We start from the raw sequence: 15,516 nt of genomic DNA, 5'->3' as shown, positions 1-15,516 counted from the left end.
ATCATGATTGCAAGAATCTGGCACGGAAAAACACGAATTGAAGATTACGAGACTTATACTGCTTTTACAATAAAAACGGCTATTCCCGATTATTCAAAAACACCTGGCTTTATAAAATTATCTTTTCTAAGAAACATCAAAAATAATGAAGCTCATTATACGCTTATTACCTATTGGGAAAACCTGGAAGTCATTAAAAACTTTGCAGGCGAAGACTTTGAAAAAGCAAAATATTATCCGGAAGACCGTAATTTTCTTTTAGAGTTTGAAGAGAAAGTAGAACATTTTGAGGTTTTTGCATGATTAAATTCTAATTTAGAAATTTCAAATCTCAATAATCCAGAATATTTGTCATTCCTCGTTTCTCTGAATGACACTAGTTATTTCGCAAAGAAAATCTTCAATCTTGTCGAGTTTCTTTATGTGATTTCTACTCCGTCGAAATGACACAAAAACACCAATTCGTTTAAAAACAAAATTCCAAACTCCAACTTTATAGTTTTTGGAATTTGGAATTTTTAATATTGGAATTTTAGTAAAAATCTATCCTTTAATCTGTTTCAACGAAGTTTTAATTCCTTTAATTAAAGATGAACTAAAGCCATTATGTTCCATTTCGTTTAAACCAACGATTGTACAGCCCTGAGGCGTCGTTACACGATCGATTAGTTGTTCCGGATGCACTTTCTCCTCTAACAACATTTTTGCGGCTCCTTTTACGGTTTGCGCTGCAATTGCCAACGCCGTTTGCGAATCGAAACCAATTTCGATTCCGGCTTGCATAGAAGCACGAATATATCTTAACGCATAAGCTGTTCCGCACGCGCCTAAAACCGTTGCAGCATCCATCAATTTTTCATCGATAACCGGAGCTGTTCCTAAATCCTGAAATAAATCAACAATTGGCAAAGCTTTTTCTCTATCTTTTTCAGGGAAAGAAATACAAGTTGCCGATTCTCCAAACTGTGCCGCGATATTTGGCATAATTCGAATTACAGGATATTCGTTATTGGTTTTTGACTGAAGTACGTCTAAAGATAATCCACTTACTGCCGAAGCAATGGTTTTGCCTTTTATAACGGGTAAAATCTCAGCCAAAACAGTATCAACCTGATAAGGTTTTATAGTTAAAACAACGACATCTGCTTCCTGAATATTATGTTTGTTATCTGATGAAACCGTAATGCCATATTCTGTTAAATACTGAATAGCAGCAATGTTTCTTCTTGTTACTGTAACCTGATTGCTTTTTGAGAATTTAGCAATTCCCAAGGCAATAGAAACCCCAAGATTTCCTCCTCCTATGATGTGTACTTTCATTACTTGTTTGTTGGCTGGTTAATAGCTTATTTTTCAGCCACAAATTACGCAGATTTTATAGATTTTAAATCACTCTAATCTATTAATTTGTTGCAAAACTTAAACCCCAAGAATCAGTTTGGCTACTCCAAAGTAGAGCATAATTCCAAAAACGTCATTGGTTGTTGTAATAAACGGACCTGTTGCAATTGCGGGATCTATTTTGTTTTTATGTAAAAAAAGCGGTACTAAAGTTCCTAATGTTGCAGCAAATAAAATAACTACAATCATCGAAATTGAAATCGCAAATCCCACTAAATATTGTTGATACATAATCGAATGATATCCCAGTAAAAGCAATGAGATAATGGTTCCCGAAATCATAGAAACGGTAATTTCTTTGCTAAAATATCCGCGGCTAAATTCTTTTAATGTTCCGTTTGCTAATCCCTGCACCACAATTGCTGATGCCTGAACTCCAATATTTCCTGCAGTTGCCGAAAGCAAAGGCACAAAAATAATTAAAGTGGAATGGAGTTTAAAAACTTCTTCATTTCCTTTCAATACAAACGAAGCTACAATCTCAATCACCATACCAATTAAAAGCCACGGCAAACGCGCTTTGGTCAATTCGAGAACGCTGTCATTAGATTCAACGTCTTGTGTAATACCCGCCGCTAACTGGTAATCTTTATCGGCTTCGTCCTTGATTACATCTACGATATCATCAATGGTAATTCTTCCCACTAAACGACCGAGTTCATCAACTACAGGAATTGCTTCTAAGTCGTATTTCTGCATGATACGCGCAACCTCAACATCTTCAGTATCTACATTTACGAAATTTAATTTTCGAATATAAATATCTCCGATTTGTGTTTTTGTTGAAGTTGTCAATAAATCTTTAAGTGATAACCTTCCTTTTAGGCGGTTTTCATCATCAACAACATAAATCGAATGTACGCGCGAAACGTTTTCTGCCTGAATACGCATTTCTTTCACACAAGTAAGTACATTCCAATTTTCGTTGACTTTTACCAACTCTTTCCCCATCAAACCTCCAGCAGAATTTTCGTCGTAACGCAACAAATCGACAATGTCTTTTGCGTGCTCAACGTCAATCATTTCAGAGATTACTTCGGCTTTGATTTCCTGAGAAAGTTCAGCGATAATATCTGCCGCATCATTCGTTTCAAGCTCATCAAGCTCTTCTGCAATTTCCTTAGGCGAAAGTCGGCTTAAGATGTTCTCACGCAAATCATCTTCTAGTTCAAGAAGAATCTCGGCGGTTTTATCACTATCTAAAACCTTAAAAATATAGGTTGCTTCGTCGAAATCCAGTTCATCCAGGATTTCGGCAATATCAGCGTGGTGCAAATCGTTAAGTAAAACTTCAAGTTCTTTGTCGTTTTTCTTAACAATGTGCTCTTCTAGTTGTTGTATTAATTCTTTGCTAACTTTGAACTCCATCGGCTTCTATTTTTTGAGTCAGTTCAATAAATTCTTCTACACTAAGTTGCTCGGGACGTTTATCAAAGATAGTGTCTAATCGCAAATCATCAGTTAAATTTAATGTTTTCAAACTGTTACGTAATGTTTTTCGTCTTTGCTGAAAAGCAGTTTTCACCACAGTAAAGAACAACTTTTCACCACACGGAAGACTGTAATCTTCCTTTCGGGTCATTTTCATCACACCCGACTTGACCTTGGGCGGAGGAATAAAAACATTTTCGTCAACAGTAAACAAGTACTCTGTAATATAGAAAGCCTGTGCTAATACAGATAAGATTCCGTACGCTTTAGAGCCTTTTTTCTCGCAAATTCGTTCTGCTACTTCTTTCTGAAACATTCCTGAAAACTCAGGGATCTGATCTCTGAACTCTAAAGTCCTGAAAACGATCTGAGTCGAAATATTGTATGGAAAGTTTCCAATTATAGCAAACTGTTTGTCTTTGTAAACTTCATTAATATTGTATTTCAGAAAATCCTGAGAGATAATCTGATCTTTTAATTTTGGATAATTTTCACCTAAATACACCACAGATTCTGTGTCAATCTCAATTACGTGTGTATTTACAGGTTTTTCAAGCAAATACTTAGTCAACACACCCATCCCCGGTCCTATTTCTAAAACCTCATCGTATCCTTTTAAGCTCAAAGTATCGGCAATTGCTTTAGCGATACTTTCGTCTTTCAGGAAATGTTGTCCTAAATGTTTTTTGGCTTTTACTTTTTCCATTTTTTATTTATGTTTTGCCTTGCCATAAAGGCACTAAGACGCAAAGTCTTTATTTATATGAAAGGTGTTCTATTATGTTTGGTAACAGTTTCGACAGTACTTTTGCTCCAAACTAACAATCCTCTTTTTCCAATTCTCACTAATCTCTCCTCATCTACATCATTTGCAACTGCCCATTGAATCCATTTCTTCACAGAAAAACTCCAATAAATCCATCCTAAAACAACCCCAATAATCATAGCTGTTTTAAAACGCAGATCAACATACATACTTAGCCCAAAGCCAATTATTAGTATAATAAATATAACCGGCAAATTAACTATCAGCTGTCCTCTTAAAAAAATATCGTAATCAGATAATTTTTTATATTTCATATAATTTGAAATTCTATTTTAAAAAAACTTAAAACTGACACTGAAAACTAAATTTAATGTTCCGAAATAACTTCCAACTCCGTTCTGAAGGAAAGCATTTTATCTGCAAATAATCCTAAAGCTTCTTTGTGAAATTTCGGTTCGTCTTCTATGTAATATTGTTCCAAGGTTTCTTTACTATCGGTAACATATTGAACAGAATAGGTAATTCCGCCCATTTCTTCTTCGATTAAAACCCTAACAATTCTTGCTGAAGAAAATTTTTGTGTTGCCAGAATTTCCGGTATGTGTTTTTCCTGCATCCATTTTAACCATCGGTCGTGAACGCTTTCGTGTATATTGGTAGTAACGTTGTAAATAATCATTTTTTTAAAGTTTCTGAGATTCTGAGGTTCTAAGATTCTGAGGTTTTTGAATCTTAAAATCTTATGCAAATCATCATATTACTAATTCTTCTTCTTTAATCGTTTTTCGGTTAACCGGTTAAACAAATAACCAATTAAACCAAACTATAAATTCTTGTCTCCTCTCAATTCCCTGTATTTTTTTCTTGCATCAACAAAGTAAATACTATCCTGATGATTAAAAATTACCTTTTCATACAAGGGTTTTGCCTTTTCTGTATCTTTCAATTCGTCGTTGTAAATTTCTGCCGAAAAAAACAGCGCTTCATCTACATAAATCCCGTCGCTATGATGGTCAATGATTTGCTGGTACTGGCTTAACGCCGAAGTGAAATCTTTTTGACTTTCATAAATTTTACCTAAACGCAACATTGTTACAGCTTCTATTTCCTGCCCTTTAAAGCTTTTCAATATGTTTTGAAACTGTGCAATTGCTTCTGGTTTTTTATTTTGATAAATTAAAAAATCACCTTTTGCAAATTGCTTTAAAGCTGTTTGTGTCGAATCAGCAACGGTGTTATCATTTATCAATAAAAAATATTCAAGAGCATCGTTGGCTATCAATTGTGTGCTGGCCGATTTTAATTCTTTAAATTGTTTTAAAGCCCATTCAAAATCAGTTTTAAAATAACTAGTTTTTGCGGCTTTTAAACTTGCTTCATGCGACATGACATCATTCTTTAAATCCAATTGAATTTGCGAATAATAAATTAGTGCCTGATTGAACTTTTCTTCTAAAAGCAAAATATCCGCCAATTCCATTTTAGCATCTGCTTGCTGATAATCATTTAAATTAAGCGTTAAGGCTTTCTTTAAAATTGTTTTGGCTTCTTCTGTCTTTTTTAAATTAAAAGCCAGGAAATGCGCCTGAATTATTTGCAAAGATAAGGTATTAGGACTTATTTCATAGGTTGTCAGCAATTGTTGTAATTCTGTACTAATTGCGGGATAATCTTTTTCCTGTGCTTTATCAATTTTAATTTCCATTAAATTGGCATTCGTCTGAATTAACAGATCTAAATCTTTGGTATTTAGAAGAATAAAATTCAAAATCTCCGATGCAGTTTCGGTGTCATCTTCATTCATCGCAAACTGACTTAGATTAACTATGCTCATTAACGATTCAGGTTCGCGTTTGTAAATTGCTTTTTCCTGAATAAAAGCTTTACCGAATTCTTTTTGCTGTACATAAAACCAACTCAAATAATGGTTCCAAAACACATCCTGATCTTTTTGCGTTTTCAGGATTAATGCTTTTCGCATTGCATCTTTAAAAGCGGTATTATCGGTTTCACCGTTCATGAAACGCGCTAATTGGGTCTGAATTAAATTTGAATTTTGTGGATTCTGAAATGATTCTGTCAATAAAAGATCGATCATCAAATCTGTCTTTCCTAACTGACCGTATAACATTCCTATTTGAAAATTGAAATTGAAATTCGGCTGAATCTGCATTGCGGTTTGATAGGCTTTTAAAGCATACTCCAGCAAAACCTTTTTCTCGAATGAACTTGCAATTCCGTAAACATCGTTCGGGTTTGTTTTGATTTTTTCGAGAGCCTGCTCATAATAGCTTTTAGCTTTGGAATCGTTTTTCTGCAATTGAAAATTATACCCAAGTTCTACTAAAAAAACACCTTGTTTGTATCGGTTATAGCGTTCCTGAATTGCTTTTTGGGCAACTTCAAATTGTTGCAATTGCTGATAACAATCGACTGTTCTTAAAAAAAATTGGGTGTTAGACGGTGAACTGTTTAAAAGCTGTTCGTAACTGATTTTTGCTTTTTCAAAATCGCCTTTATCGTAGTAATATTGAGCAAGTTGCTCATTTTGTGCCAGCGCAAAAGTAGACCACAACAAAACGATATAGATAAAGATGTTTTTCATATTTCAGTTTTTAGTGTGGTACTTAATTAACAAACCTAACAGGTTTTAAAACCTGTTAGGTTTAACTCTAAATTACTAAAATTTAGTTTATAATATCAAATCCGCAGTACGGGCGTAAAACTTCTGGAATTACGATTCCTTCCGGCGTTTGGTAATTTTCTAATATTCCTGCCAAAACTCTTGGCAAAGCCAATGAACTTCCGTTCAAAGTATGTGCCAATTGGTTTTTTCCGTCTTTATCTTTAAAACGTAATTTCAAACGATTTGCCTGAAAAGTTTCGAAGTTAGAAACTGAACTAATTTCTAACCAACGATCCTGCGCTGTAGAAAATACTTCAAAATCATAAGTCAAAGCCGATGTGAAACCCATATCACCTCCGCATAAGCGTAAAACTCTGTATGGCAATTTCAATTCTTTTAAAATATCTTTTACGTGTTCTACCATTCCGTCAAGTGCTTCATAAGACTTATCAGGATGTTCGATACGTACGATTTCTACTTTATCGAATTGGTGCAAACGATTTAATCCACGAACGTGCGCTCCGTAAGAACCTGCTTCACGACGGAAACATGGTGTATATGCGGTATGTAAAACCGGTAATTCGCTTTCGCTTAAAAGTACATCACGGAATAAATTCGTAACAGGAACCTCAGCGGTTGGAATCAAATATAAATCATCAATTGTAGAATGGTACATTTGTCCTTCTTTATCCGGCAATTGTCCTGTTCCGTAACCTGAAGCTTCGTTTACCAAATGCGGCACCTGAACTTCATTATATCCTGCAGCAGTATTTTTATCTAAAAAATAGTTGATTAAAGCGCGTTGCAAACGAGCTCCTTTTCCTTTATAAACAGGAAATCCTGCACCTGTGATTTTCACACCTAATTCAAAATCGATGATGTCGTATTTCTTTACCAATTCCCAGTGAGGTTGTGCACCTTCATGCAAAACCGGAATATCACCTTCCTGAAAAACATTCAAATTATCATCCGGAGTTTTTCCTTCAGGAACAATATCAGCCGGAAGATTTGGTAACGTGTATAATTTGTTTGTCAATTCGGTTGCAAGAGCTTCTGCTTTTTCAGCTAATTCTTTGCTTTTTTCTTTTAGTGAAACTGTTTTTTCTTTTAAGATTGCAGCTTTTGATTTCTCTCCGGCTTTCATCAGTTCCCCTATATCTTTGGACAATTTATTAGATTCAGATAAAGTATTGTCTAATTCTACTTGCGCAGCGCGACGGTTTTCATCTAATTGCACCACTTCTTCAACAACGCTTTTAGCATCGATATTTCGTTTTGCTAAAGCCTTGATTACTTTCTCCTGATTCTCTCTAATAAATGCGATTTGTAACATAGCTTGGTTTTTATAACTAGTATTTTTATATAAAGGAAGCAAATTTAAGGAAATGTTTGCTAAGAATACGACAAAGTTTGGCAGGAAAAGTTAATTCTCTGTTATTCTACAGAGATGTGCAAAGATTACATAGAGATCCACAAAGTTTTTTCGTATTTCTATCGACGTTGGCGTTATTTCGCAAAGATTGCACAGAGATACACAAAGTTTTTATTTAAAAATAATACTTCGCGAAGCTTTGTGAAAAACTTTGTGTATCTCTGTGAAATATTTAACATCTTCAAAACAAAAAGAAATAACTAAATTGCAATTAAAATTGAAATATGATTCCTATTGACCATTTTATTGAAGATTTTTCAGCAACTTTCAAAGGTCTTCCACAATCAGAACCTTGGCTTATTACGAATGATCTCAAGCATATAATCGAAAAAATAATTCTAACGCTTGGTGATGATTTTGTCATTAAAGATCAGGTTGCGATTCATAAATCGGCTATTATTGAAAATAACGTTACTATAAAACAACCCGCCATAATTGGCAAAAATTGCTATATCGGCGCAAATGCTTATTTTAGAGAAGGCGTTTATTTAGACGAATCTGTAAAAATTGGTCCGGGTTGCGAAATCAAAAGCAGTATTATTTGTTCTAACACTGCAGTTGCTCATTTTAATTATATTGGAAACAGTATTATTGGCAGAAACATCAATTTTGAAGCAGGTTCAATAGCCGCAAATCATTATAATGAAAGAGCTATCAAGAAAATCTCTGTACTTTATAATTCGGAAATTATAGAAACAAATTCAGATAAGTTTGGGTCATTAATTGGAGATAACTCCCGAATTGGGGCAAATGCCGTATTATCGCCAGGAACAATATTAGCCAAAAATTCTATTGTAAAAAGATTAGAATTGATCGAACAAGTCGTTTAAACCTTTTCTAAAACATTCCCAAAAAACTATATCATTTAAAATTCATCAAAATGAATCAAAATACAGCTTTATTAGTAATGGACATGCAACCGGCAATATTGGCCAACCTTCCGGATTCGGCGGCTCTTGTAGAAAATGTAGCGAAAGCAATAACCGTTGCCAGAAGTAAAAACATCCCAATTATTTATGCAACTCTTGGTTTCAAAAACGGAGCATCAGAGATTAGCACAAACAACAAAACTTTTGCAGCAACTAGAGAACATATTGACAATATTAATTTTGAGGAATTTACCAAAGTTCATCCGGCATTAAAGCCACAAGAAAATGACGTGCATGTTATTAAACGTCGCATAAGTGCTTTTACAGGAAGTGAGTTAGAAGTCGTTTTAAGATCGAAAGATATTAAACATCTTGTTCTTACGGGTTATGCCACAAGCGGAATTGTTTTATCAACTACAACCGAAGCCGCTGATAAAGATTATAAAATCACTATTTTGTCTGATGGCTGTGCAGATCGTGATGAAGAAGTGCATCGTGTATTAACCACAAAAGTTTTTCTTCGTTCTGCCGATGTATTGACTATTGATGAATGGGAGAATTCTTAAATCATTTATATTCTAACAATAATTCCTTCAATTCATTGGTTTTTAAAAATGAAGCGACGCGCCCGGACAGCAACAACATTTCTCTTTCATCAGGGTTTATTCGAAGTCTGGTTTCAACGTGAGAGGTAAATTCATATAGAATTAAGATTTGCGAAGCTGTTAATGCATTGAATTTATCTCTTGATAATGTGGCTAAAATGATCTCGCCATCTTTATCTTTTTTAAAACTCGGTTCTCCAAATTTATCTATTAATTCAAGCTTAAATTTATTGAAGATTTTCAACCAGCCATCATAATCATCATCTGAGTTTTTTAGTTCGGTTACTGCATTTTCATAGGTTTCGTCTTTTTTCATTTTAAGCAAATAATCACGTAAAGTAGTAAAACCAATAACCTTATAATTTGAGGTCGGTATTTTGTACCGATCCAGTAAATTTTCTACATCTCTTTCAAAAGTCATATATCGGGTTTGAACGGTGTACAAAGACGCGGTTTCCAACAATGTGATCAATCTAATTTTTTCATCGTTGATGTAAGGTTCCTTTTTTCCCTGTCCCAAACAATCGATAAAAAGTGCTTTTTTGTTTTTATTCTCAACTTTCGAATCATTAGACAGTAATTCTATTAAAGTTTTATAGCCAGTATTGTCTGAAGCGCCTCCGTCGATAATACACAATATTTTACTCTGGTTTTTAACTCCGAATTTCACTTTAGGAAGCACTCCCGGAAAAGCAGAACTTGCGGTAATGGCATAAGTAAGCGGAAAATTATAACCATCGTTTATTTGATTTTCATTTAATGAAATAGGAGCTTTATTGGGCGCCAAGGATGAATTTAAATTCAGGCTTTTTATAATATGCGGCATAAACGGAATTCGCTCCCCGTTGTTGTATGCGGTTCCGTTGGCAACCATTATGGGAAGATATGGTTCGCTTTTACTTTCTTTGGGAATAAAAAAATCAGATAAAAGCATTTGGGTTTTAAATTTATCAGGATTTTCAGGATTCAGAATATCATATTGCAAAACCTCAGAATCGAGTCGTTGTGTCATCGATATTTTATCTCCTTTTTCGTTTCGGCTATTATTAAGAAGCGACAAAATGTTGGCCGATTTATCTACGTAATCTTTATAAGCGTCGGCTTTAGAAAAATAAAACTCGTTGAAGGTGCAGTTATCATAATGGAGTTTGTTTTTCAGGATCGTTAAATAATATCCGGCAGAATAACAGCCTCCGGAAACCGTTGAGAAATAATCGATTTCATTGAGAAAATTACGCTGCGAATTGTTTTCCTGAATTTCTTCTAATCCTAAAAGAACGCCCATGCTAAAAAACTGTGCTCTTGAACCGCCGCCCGAAATGCCTATTCCCAATGCAATATTAGGATTTTGATATCTCGAATCGCGTTCCTGAACAGACTTGTAATCACTTAAGGATACAGACGGAATGGAATTATAATTGATTTCTGAAAACAGGTTGATTTTATTTTGGGAAAATCCTGTTTGGAGAATAAGAAAAAGCAATATATGGCAGTATTTATATCTCATTTGTCGCTTTTTTAATCGCTAAATCATTAATAACGAAAATAATAAAGTTATTTCACAAACGGATACGAAGGCCTCATAAAGATTCCCTAAGTTTTTTAAAGAAATTTAAATTAATCGCCCAAAGACTCGGAGTCACAAAGAAAAATAAACCTTTGTGAATCTCTGTGAAAAACTTTGCGAACCTCAGCGATAAAAAGCTTTTGCAGGCTTCGATTCCGCCTCAGCCTGACATACGTTCCAAATATAACTTAGAACCTCAGCAACTTAGCCACTCAGAGCCTTAAAAAACTAAGCTCTCTTAATTTCATGACCAACAAATTCCTCTAAAGTCGCAAACATATCATCTACAGAAAGTACTTCGAAATCAGGATGATTTTTTAGGAAATTAGCATTTAGCGTAATTAGGTTTTCTTCTAATTCGTAGAAAGTATCGTTGTTCAGCAAATCCCTAGTTGGGTTTACGCCTTCTAATTTTCCTGTTAAGAATTTATTGAGCTTTACGCTGCTCATTAATCTCACTTTTTTGCTTTGTTGTTGAAATAACTCTACATGTTTTTCGGCACCAATTAGAGCCAAACCTTCTTCGATTAATTCGTTTAGTTCTTTATTCCAACCAGATTTATGAACAAATTGCGCAAAATTTCCTTCGGTATATTGCGACCAGTAATAATCAAGATAATAACTCAACAAAGCATCTTCATGAATAAATTCATCATCGACACCTTCTTCGCGCATTAAATTGATTACCGAAATATTTGAGTGAATAACATCCTGAAGATTTTCACTATTCATTGCTGTTTCAGAAACTAATATTCTACCGAATTCCTCCATTTTGTTTTGTTTTGAGATTGTTTTGCAAATTTCAGTTAAATTAAAACAGAAAAGAAATACAATCTGATTTAAATAACATCAGATTCGTCACTACTCTTCTTTTCATTCATTTTTGCAACTAAGGCTTTCAAACGTAATGCACGTTCTTTTTTTTCTTCCTGAAGTTTGGCCTTTTTCCGATTTAGCAATTTGGTATGCAAAGCCTTGTTTTTGGTGTTTTTTTCGGGTCCTTTTGCCATGGTTTGCTCTTCATTAAATTACATTGCAAATATAAGAAACCAATATCAAAGACATATCACCAGCCAATCGATTATTGATTCTAATGCTTTTAAAAAAGAATGAAATTTCATAAAAACTAAAAAACCAAGATGATAATGTGTAACTAAAAATAAATACATTTGATGCAAATCAAGTTTAATTTAACCCAAACCACTTTTTATCCATGAAAGTATTTTCTATCTATGTAACAATACTAATTACAATGTTAAGCATGAGTGCCTTTGGACAAAATGAAAACAATAAGGTAATGACTTCATTTGTACCTAAGTCTAAAGCTTATGACATTTATTACCCTAAAAGTTTTTCTTTAAAAGAAGACGATGAAGGTATTGTAAACATAACAGATCCAACTTCTGAATTAAACATCACAATTAGTTCATACACACAAAATCAAGAATTAAACGATGAGGAATTAATTAATCAACTCAGCGGATTTCTTAAAGATCAGTTCAAAAAAGAAATTAAAAGAGAAAACTGGAACAGTTATAAAACTAAATTCGACGTTTTAGTAGAATCAAAAATCTCAGACGAAAATGCAAATTGGGTTTGGTGGGGAATTGTAAGTAAAAAACAACAGGTAATAATATCGATCAACAAAGAAACACCAATTTCAACGGAAGACACAAATCTTCTTCATTTTATGATAAATAATATGATAATTAATAATTAAAAAGCTAAATGAATCTCCTAAAAAACCTAACTCTATTTTCCTTTTTAGGAATTCTATCAATTCTTTCCGGTCTCATTTTTTCCTTAACTCTCTTTGCAAGCAATTCTGTTCAAGACCGACTAGTCGGAATTTATATTTTAATGGGATTAATTCCTGTTGTAGTAGTTGTATTTATTGACATATATTTCGTTAAAAAATTTGGAAATATAAAAGTCAATAAAGTTGAATTCTCTATTGTCTTATTTATTATTCTTTTATGGATTATTAGAGCGATTACAAATTTGTAAATTTAAATCATGAAGAAAACAATTTTATTATTTATACTCGTATTTGCTCTTTTTGGATGCAAAAAAGACGAAGTGAATGAGTTCCCATTTAATAGCTTAATTTTTTCTTATGCTGGTTTACATCACGACAATTCAGTTAAATTCACCAACAGTGACACTGTATTTCTTCAAAGAAGATTTCCCGAACCTACCGAAAATTTCTATGCTATAATTCAAAATGATGAAAAAATTAAACTAAATAAATATCTTCAAAGTTTGAACCTTAAAAAGTTTAAGTCTGTGTATGCACAAGAAAATTTATGTGATGGAGAAAGCTACTTGATAAATGTTTCAAATAACGGAAAAAACAAATTAATTTTCATATACGGGCATATCGCCCCTGAAGAACTTTACAACTTTGTTGACTCATTAGGTACTTTTAAAAAGAATTTAAAGTTTTCTCCAACAAAACAAATTATTAACTTTGGTGATTTAACTTATATTCTTCCACCTCCTCCTCCTCCATCTTTAAGAAAAGAATGACTCTCCATTATAACAATAACTTCATAGCAAGAACACTTAACGTCTATTTATATTTTGTTTGGTTTAATTCAATTTTTATAATATTAATTAATCGTTTACTACTTCACAAATTTACTAACCAAAAAGTAAAATAAAGTTCATTTTTTCTTCGTTATTTTTGTAGTACTTTTATGCTTTATAAAGTCAGCAATAAATTGATTCTGAAATTATATCAAATTTAAAATATTGTTAATCAACACAAAGCAATCACTTAAAGATTGTATCTGTAACTTTAACCAAAAGTAATAGACTTATTTTTAGAAATAATCATTTAAAAAAAGATCAACAATGGAAGGAAGAACAGCATTAGAGTATTACGTTTTAGATGTGTTTTCAACTAAAAGCTACAAAGGAAATCCGCTTTCTGTGGTTTTCACCGATGGAAATCTAAAACTAGAAATCTATCAGGACATTTCTAAAGAATTTGGCTATTCTGAAACCTCTTTTGTTTATTATTCCACAAGAGAAAAAGCACTAATGGTTCGTTCGTTTACCCCAACCGGAATCGAAATCGACGGAGCAGGACATAATCTATTAGGAGCGGTCTGCGGCGCGTTGCTAAAAGGAATTCCAATTTTTGACGAGCAAAATGAAAGTGAGCCTTTTGTAATCATGAAACATTCAGCAATTCCGTTAACTGTAAATTTTGACCCGGTTACTTTTTATCCTGTTGTTCAAATGCATCAAAAATCGGCAATCATCAAACAAGAAATTCCAACGTATAGAATTGCTGTAGCACTTGGTTTAAAAATTGAAGATTTAGATGTTAATGCTTTTGTGCCTACAATTGTTAAAACAGAAGTAGCCCATACAATGGTTCCTATAAAAAACAGTCAAATACTAAATAGCTGTATTCCTGACAATCAGCTTTTAATCGAGATCTCAAAAGAATACAAATTTGAAGGATTTTATTGTTTCACTATTGCTGATGAAGATCAGGAACATATAGTCGAAACAAGATTTTTCAATCCAATAATTGGAATAAATGAAGATCCCGCTACAGGAACTGCTGCCGGACCTTTAATTGGCTTTTTAACTCAAAAGAAATTCACCAAATCAGATAAAGAATATAAAATTCTGCAAGGCGTAAAATTAAAACAACCCTCATTGATTGAAGTTATGAATCGTGAAGAAGATATTTTGGTTGGAGGAACTTCTATTATAACAATGAAAGGGGAGCTTTATGTATAAATCTATTACTTTGTATTTAGAACCCTAGAACTATTTATAACATAAGCACTCAAAATCAAACCATATAGAATATCTATGAAAAAATCATTTTTTATTTTAATCCTAATTGGAATAAATTGTTATTCACAAAAAAATTTAAATGAGAAAGTCTCTCAAGTTGTAGCCGAAGGTAAAACACTATATAAATCAGAAATGGCTTCTTGGTATGGAACAGATTTGTTTATTGAAAAATATAAAGAACAGGGGAAAATTGGTGGATATTTTTCCTATTCAGAAAATGAATTATCTAAATGCATCTTTTTCTCTAAAGATGAGAATCCTAAAGTTATTGGTACAATAATTTTTGATGCTACTTACAATATTAAAACCGCTAAAGTAGAACTTGAAGAAAGGACTTTTTCTAAAAATGAAAATGATTTATATACCATTCGCACAAAAGCTTTAAATGCTATTAAAACAGATACTATTTTTAAAAGTTATCAAAATTCAAGTCTTAATTTGATTCCTATAATCTCAAACAATGAAAAAAAAGTATACGTTTTAACTGGCCCAACAAATAGTGGAGTTGTAATATTTGGAAATGATTATCTATTAAATTTTGATAAAAACAATAACTTAATAAGCACAAAAACATTGCACGCTAATATTATTCCTGTGAATTATGGAAACGAAAAAAATATAACTTTAGCGTCTATACATAGTCATTTACCCCAAACAGGCGATTTAATAACTGCAACAGATATATGTACCACAATGTTATATGAAAAATTCACTAAGTGGGAAACTGTATATGTAATGTCTCAAAAATATGTTTCAATTTGGAATTGCAAGACTGATGAATTAGTAGTAATGAATAAAGATGCTTTTGACAAAATTGGAAAAGAAGAAAAATAAATAGTGGTTGAAATCATTTGCTTATAAAAATAATCTATCAATATTTTACTTTATTTTTAAATGATGCACTCAAACATTCAATAAAAAAAAGTTAAAAAACAATTACCCAAAAAGCACACGATTCCAAAAAACATATATTTACAAACAGTTAGTTTTAGTAGCAATT

Annotated in this window: 17 protein-coding genes; 7 read left to right on the top strand and 10 right to left on the bottom strand. The window is 32.8% G+C overall.

Annotation, left to right across the window (positions count from 1 at the left end; genetic code table 11):
- Nucleotides 1-3: 3 nt before the first annotated feature.
- Entirely contained in the window at nt 4-303 is a 300-nt protein-coding gene (locus tag GKZ86_RS21515) for an antibiotic biosynthesis monooxygenase (protein WP_154785117.1), read from the top strand.
- 240 nt (nt 304-543) lie between these two features.
- On the opposite strand, the gene proC is transcribed toward GKZ86_RS21515, so the two are convergent.
- From proC to serS, 7 genes are all read right to left on the bottom strand, one after another.
- Nucleotides 544-1,320, bottom strand: a complete 777-nt coding sequence (proC, locus tag GKZ86_RS21510) for a pyrroline-5-carboxylate reductase (RefSeq protein ID WP_154785116.1) — start codon at nt 1,318-1,320, stop codon at nt 544-546.
- Between the two features lie 99 nt (nt 1,321-1,419).
- Nucleotides 1,420-2,769: a magnesium transporter gene (mgtE, locus tag GKZ86_RS21505; RefSeq protein ID WP_154785115.1), complete on the bottom strand. Its 1,350-nt coding sequence runs from the start codon at nt 2,767-2,769 to the stop codon at nt 1,420-1,422.
- Entirely contained in the window at nt 2,753-3,538 is a 786-nt protein-coding gene (gene rsmA, locus GKZ86_RS21500) for a 16S rRNA (adenine(1518)-N(6)/adenine(1519)-N(6))-dimethyltransferase RsmA (protein WP_154785114.1), read from the bottom strand. Before rsmA ends, mgtE begins: the two co-directional genes overlap by 17 nt.
- A gap of 53 nt (nt 3,539-3,591) precedes the next feature.
- Complete coding sequence (locus tag GKZ86_RS21495) at nt 3,592-3,912, bottom strand: hypothetical protein (RefSeq protein WP_154785113.1); 321 nt, start codon at nt 3,910-3,912, stop codon at nt 3,592-3,594.
- 53 nt (nt 3,913-3,965) lie between these two features.
- Nucleotides 3,966-4,277 (bottom strand): DUF4286 family protein, encoded by a 312-nt coding sequence (locus tag GKZ86_RS21490; protein ID WP_154785112.1) that lies wholly within the window; start codon nt 4,275-4,277, stop codon nt 3,966-3,968.
- A gap of 144 nt (nt 4,278-4,421) precedes the next feature.
- Nucleotides 4,422-6,203: a tetratricopeptide repeat protein gene (locus tag GKZ86_RS21485; RefSeq protein WP_154785111.1), complete on the bottom strand. Its 1,782-nt coding sequence runs from the start codon at nt 6,201-6,203 to the stop codon at nt 4,422-4,424.
- An 82-nt stretch (nt 6,204-6,285) separates the two neighbouring features.
- The gene (serS, locus tag GKZ86_RS21480) at nt 6,286-7,557 is read right to left on the bottom strand and encodes a serine--tRNA ligase (RefSeq protein ID WP_154785110.1); all 1,272 of its coding nucleotides are present in this window, start codon (nt 7,555-7,557) and stop codon (nt 6,286-6,288) included.
- Between the two features lie 323 nt (nt 7,558-7,880).
- On the opposite strand from serS, the gene GKZ86_RS21475 reads away from it, so the two are divergent.
- The gene (locus GKZ86_RS21475) at nt 7,881-8,486 is read left to right on the top strand and encodes a DapH/DapD/GlmU-related protein (protein ID WP_154785109.1); all 606 of its coding nucleotides are present in this window, start codon (nt 7,881-7,883) and stop codon (nt 8,484-8,486) included.
- A 50-nt stretch (nt 8,487-8,536) separates the two neighbouring features.
- Nucleotides 8,537-9,091, top strand: a complete 555-nt coding sequence (locus GKZ86_RS21470; protein ID WP_154785108.1) for a cysteine hydrolase family protein — start codon at nt 8,537-8,539, stop codon at nt 9,089-9,091.
- A 1-nt stretch (nt 9,092) separates the two neighbouring features.
- Here the strand turns inward: GKZ86_RS21470 and GKZ86_RS21465 are convergent, their stop codons facing one another.
- From GKZ86_RS21465 to GKZ86_RS25275, 3 genes are all read right to left on the bottom strand, one after another.
- Nucleotides 9,093-10,637, bottom strand: a complete 1,545-nt coding sequence (locus GKZ86_RS21465; RefSeq protein ID WP_154785107.1) for a patatin-like phospholipase family protein — start codon at nt 10,635-10,637, stop codon at nt 9,093-9,095.
- Nucleotides 10,638-10,925: 288 nt separating this feature from the next.
- Entirely contained in the window at nt 10,926-11,468 is a 543-nt protein-coding gene (locus GKZ86_RS21460) for a DUF4375 domain-containing protein (protein ID WP_154785106.1), read from the bottom strand.
- A gap of 68 nt (nt 11,469-11,536) precedes the next feature.
- A complete protein-coding gene (locus tag GKZ86_RS25275; protein ID WP_194632511.1) occupies nt 11,537-11,707 on the bottom strand; it encodes a hypothetical protein in 171 nt (56 codons plus the stop codon).
- 203 nt (nt 11,708-11,910) lie between these two features.
- Between GKZ86_RS25275 and GKZ86_RS21455 the strand changes: the two genes are divergently transcribed.
- The 4 genes from GKZ86_RS21455 (at nt 11,911) to GKZ86_RS21440 (ending at nt 15,350) form a co-directional block, all read left to right on the top strand.
- The gene (locus GKZ86_RS21455; RefSeq protein ID WP_154785105.1) at nt 11,911-12,417 is read left to right on the top strand and encodes a hypothetical protein; all 507 of its coding nucleotides are present in this window, start codon (nt 11,911-11,913) and stop codon (nt 12,415-12,417) included.
- Nucleotides 12,418-12,713: 296 nt separating this feature from the next.
- Complete coding sequence (locus tag GKZ86_RS21450; RefSeq protein WP_154785104.1) at nt 12,714-13,226, top strand: hypothetical protein; 513 nt, start codon at nt 12,714-12,716, stop codon at nt 13,224-13,226.
- A gap of 327 nt (nt 13,227-13,553) precedes the next feature.
- Complete coding sequence (locus GKZ86_RS21445; RefSeq protein WP_154785103.1) at nt 13,554-14,456, top strand: PhzF family phenazine biosynthesis protein; 903 nt, start codon at nt 13,554-13,556, stop codon at nt 14,454-14,456.
- A gap of 75 nt (nt 14,457-14,531) precedes the next feature.
- On the top strand, nt 14,532-15,350 hold the full coding sequence (locus GKZ86_RS21440) for a hypothetical protein (RefSeq protein WP_154785102.1): 819 nt from the start codon (nt 14,532-14,534) through the stop codon (nt 15,348-15,350).
- Nucleotides 15,351-15,516: the final 166 nt, after the last annotated feature.

Origin of the sequence: Flavobacterium sp. LC2016-13 (assembly GCF_009707955.1) — a bacterium.
Lineage (GTDB): Bacteria > Bacteroidota > Bacteroidia > Flavobacteriales > Flavobacteriaceae > Flavobacterium.
Note: the sequence above shows the minus strand (reverse complement) of the source record. Positions and strands in the feature narration are given on the sequence as shown.

Excerpts from the sequence above, each read along its gene's own strand:
- GKZ86_RS21515 (WP_154785117.1), top strand. The coding sequence starts at position 4 with ATGATTGCAAGAATCTGGCACGGAAAAACACGAATTGAAGATTACGAG.
- proC (WP_154785116.1), bottom strand. The coding sequence starts at position 1,320 with ATGAAAGTACACATCATAGGAGGAGGAAATCTTGGGGTTTCTATTGCC.
- mgtE (WP_154785115.1), bottom strand. The coding sequence starts at position 2,769 with ATGGAGTTCAAAGTTAGCAAAGAATTAATACAACAACTAGAAGAGCAC.
- rsmA (WP_154785114.1), bottom strand. The coding sequence starts at position 3,538 with ATGGAAAAAGTAAAAGCCAAAAAACATTTAGGACAACATTTCCTGAAA.
- GKZ86_RS21495 (WP_154785113.1), bottom strand. The coding sequence starts at position 3,912 with ATGAAATATAAAAAATTATCTGATTACGATATTTTTTTAAGAGGACAG.
- GKZ86_RS21490 (WP_154785112.1), bottom strand. The coding sequence starts at position 4,277 with ATGATTATTTACAACGTTACTACCAATATACACGAAAGCGTTCACGAC.
- GKZ86_RS21485 (WP_154785111.1), bottom strand. The coding sequence starts at position 6,203 with ATGAAAAACATCTTTATCTATATCGTTTTGTTGTGGTCTACTTTTGCG.
- serS (WP_154785110.1), bottom strand. The coding sequence starts at position 7,557 with ATGTTACAAATCGCATTTATTAGAGAGAATCAGGAGAAAGTAATCAAG.
- GKZ86_RS21475 (WP_154785109.1), top strand. The coding sequence starts at position 7,881 with ATGATTCCTATTGACCATTTTATTGAAGATTTTTCAGCAACTTTCAAA.
- GKZ86_RS21470 (WP_154785108.1), top strand. The coding sequence starts at position 8,537 with ATGAATCAAAATACAGCTTTATTAGTAATGGACATGCAACCGGCAATA.
- GKZ86_RS21465 (WP_154785107.1), bottom strand. The coding sequence starts at position 10,637 with ATGAGATATAAATACTGCCATATATTGCTTTTTCTTATTCTCCAAACA.
- GKZ86_RS21460 (WP_154785106.1), bottom strand. The coding sequence starts at position 11,468 with ATGGAGGAATTCGGTAGAATATTAGTTTCTGAAACAGCAATGAATAGT.
- GKZ86_RS25275 (WP_194632511.1), bottom strand. The coding sequence starts at position 11,707 with ATGGCAAAAGGACCCGAAAAAAACACCAAAAACAAGGCTTTGCATACC.
- GKZ86_RS21455 (WP_154785105.1), top strand. The coding sequence starts at position 11,911 with ATGAAAGTATTTTCTATCTATGTAACAATACTAATTACAATGTTAAGC.
- GKZ86_RS21450 (WP_154785104.1), top strand. The coding sequence starts at position 12,714 with ATGAAGAAAACAATTTTATTATTTATACTCGTATTTGCTCTTTTTGGA.
- GKZ86_RS21445 (WP_154785103.1), top strand. The coding sequence starts at position 13,554 with ATGGAAGGAAGAACAGCATTAGAGTATTACGTTTTAGATGTGTTTTCA.
- GKZ86_RS21440 (WP_154785102.1), top strand. The coding sequence starts at position 14,532 with ATGAAAAAATCATTTTTTATTTTAATCCTAATTGGAATAAATTGTTAT.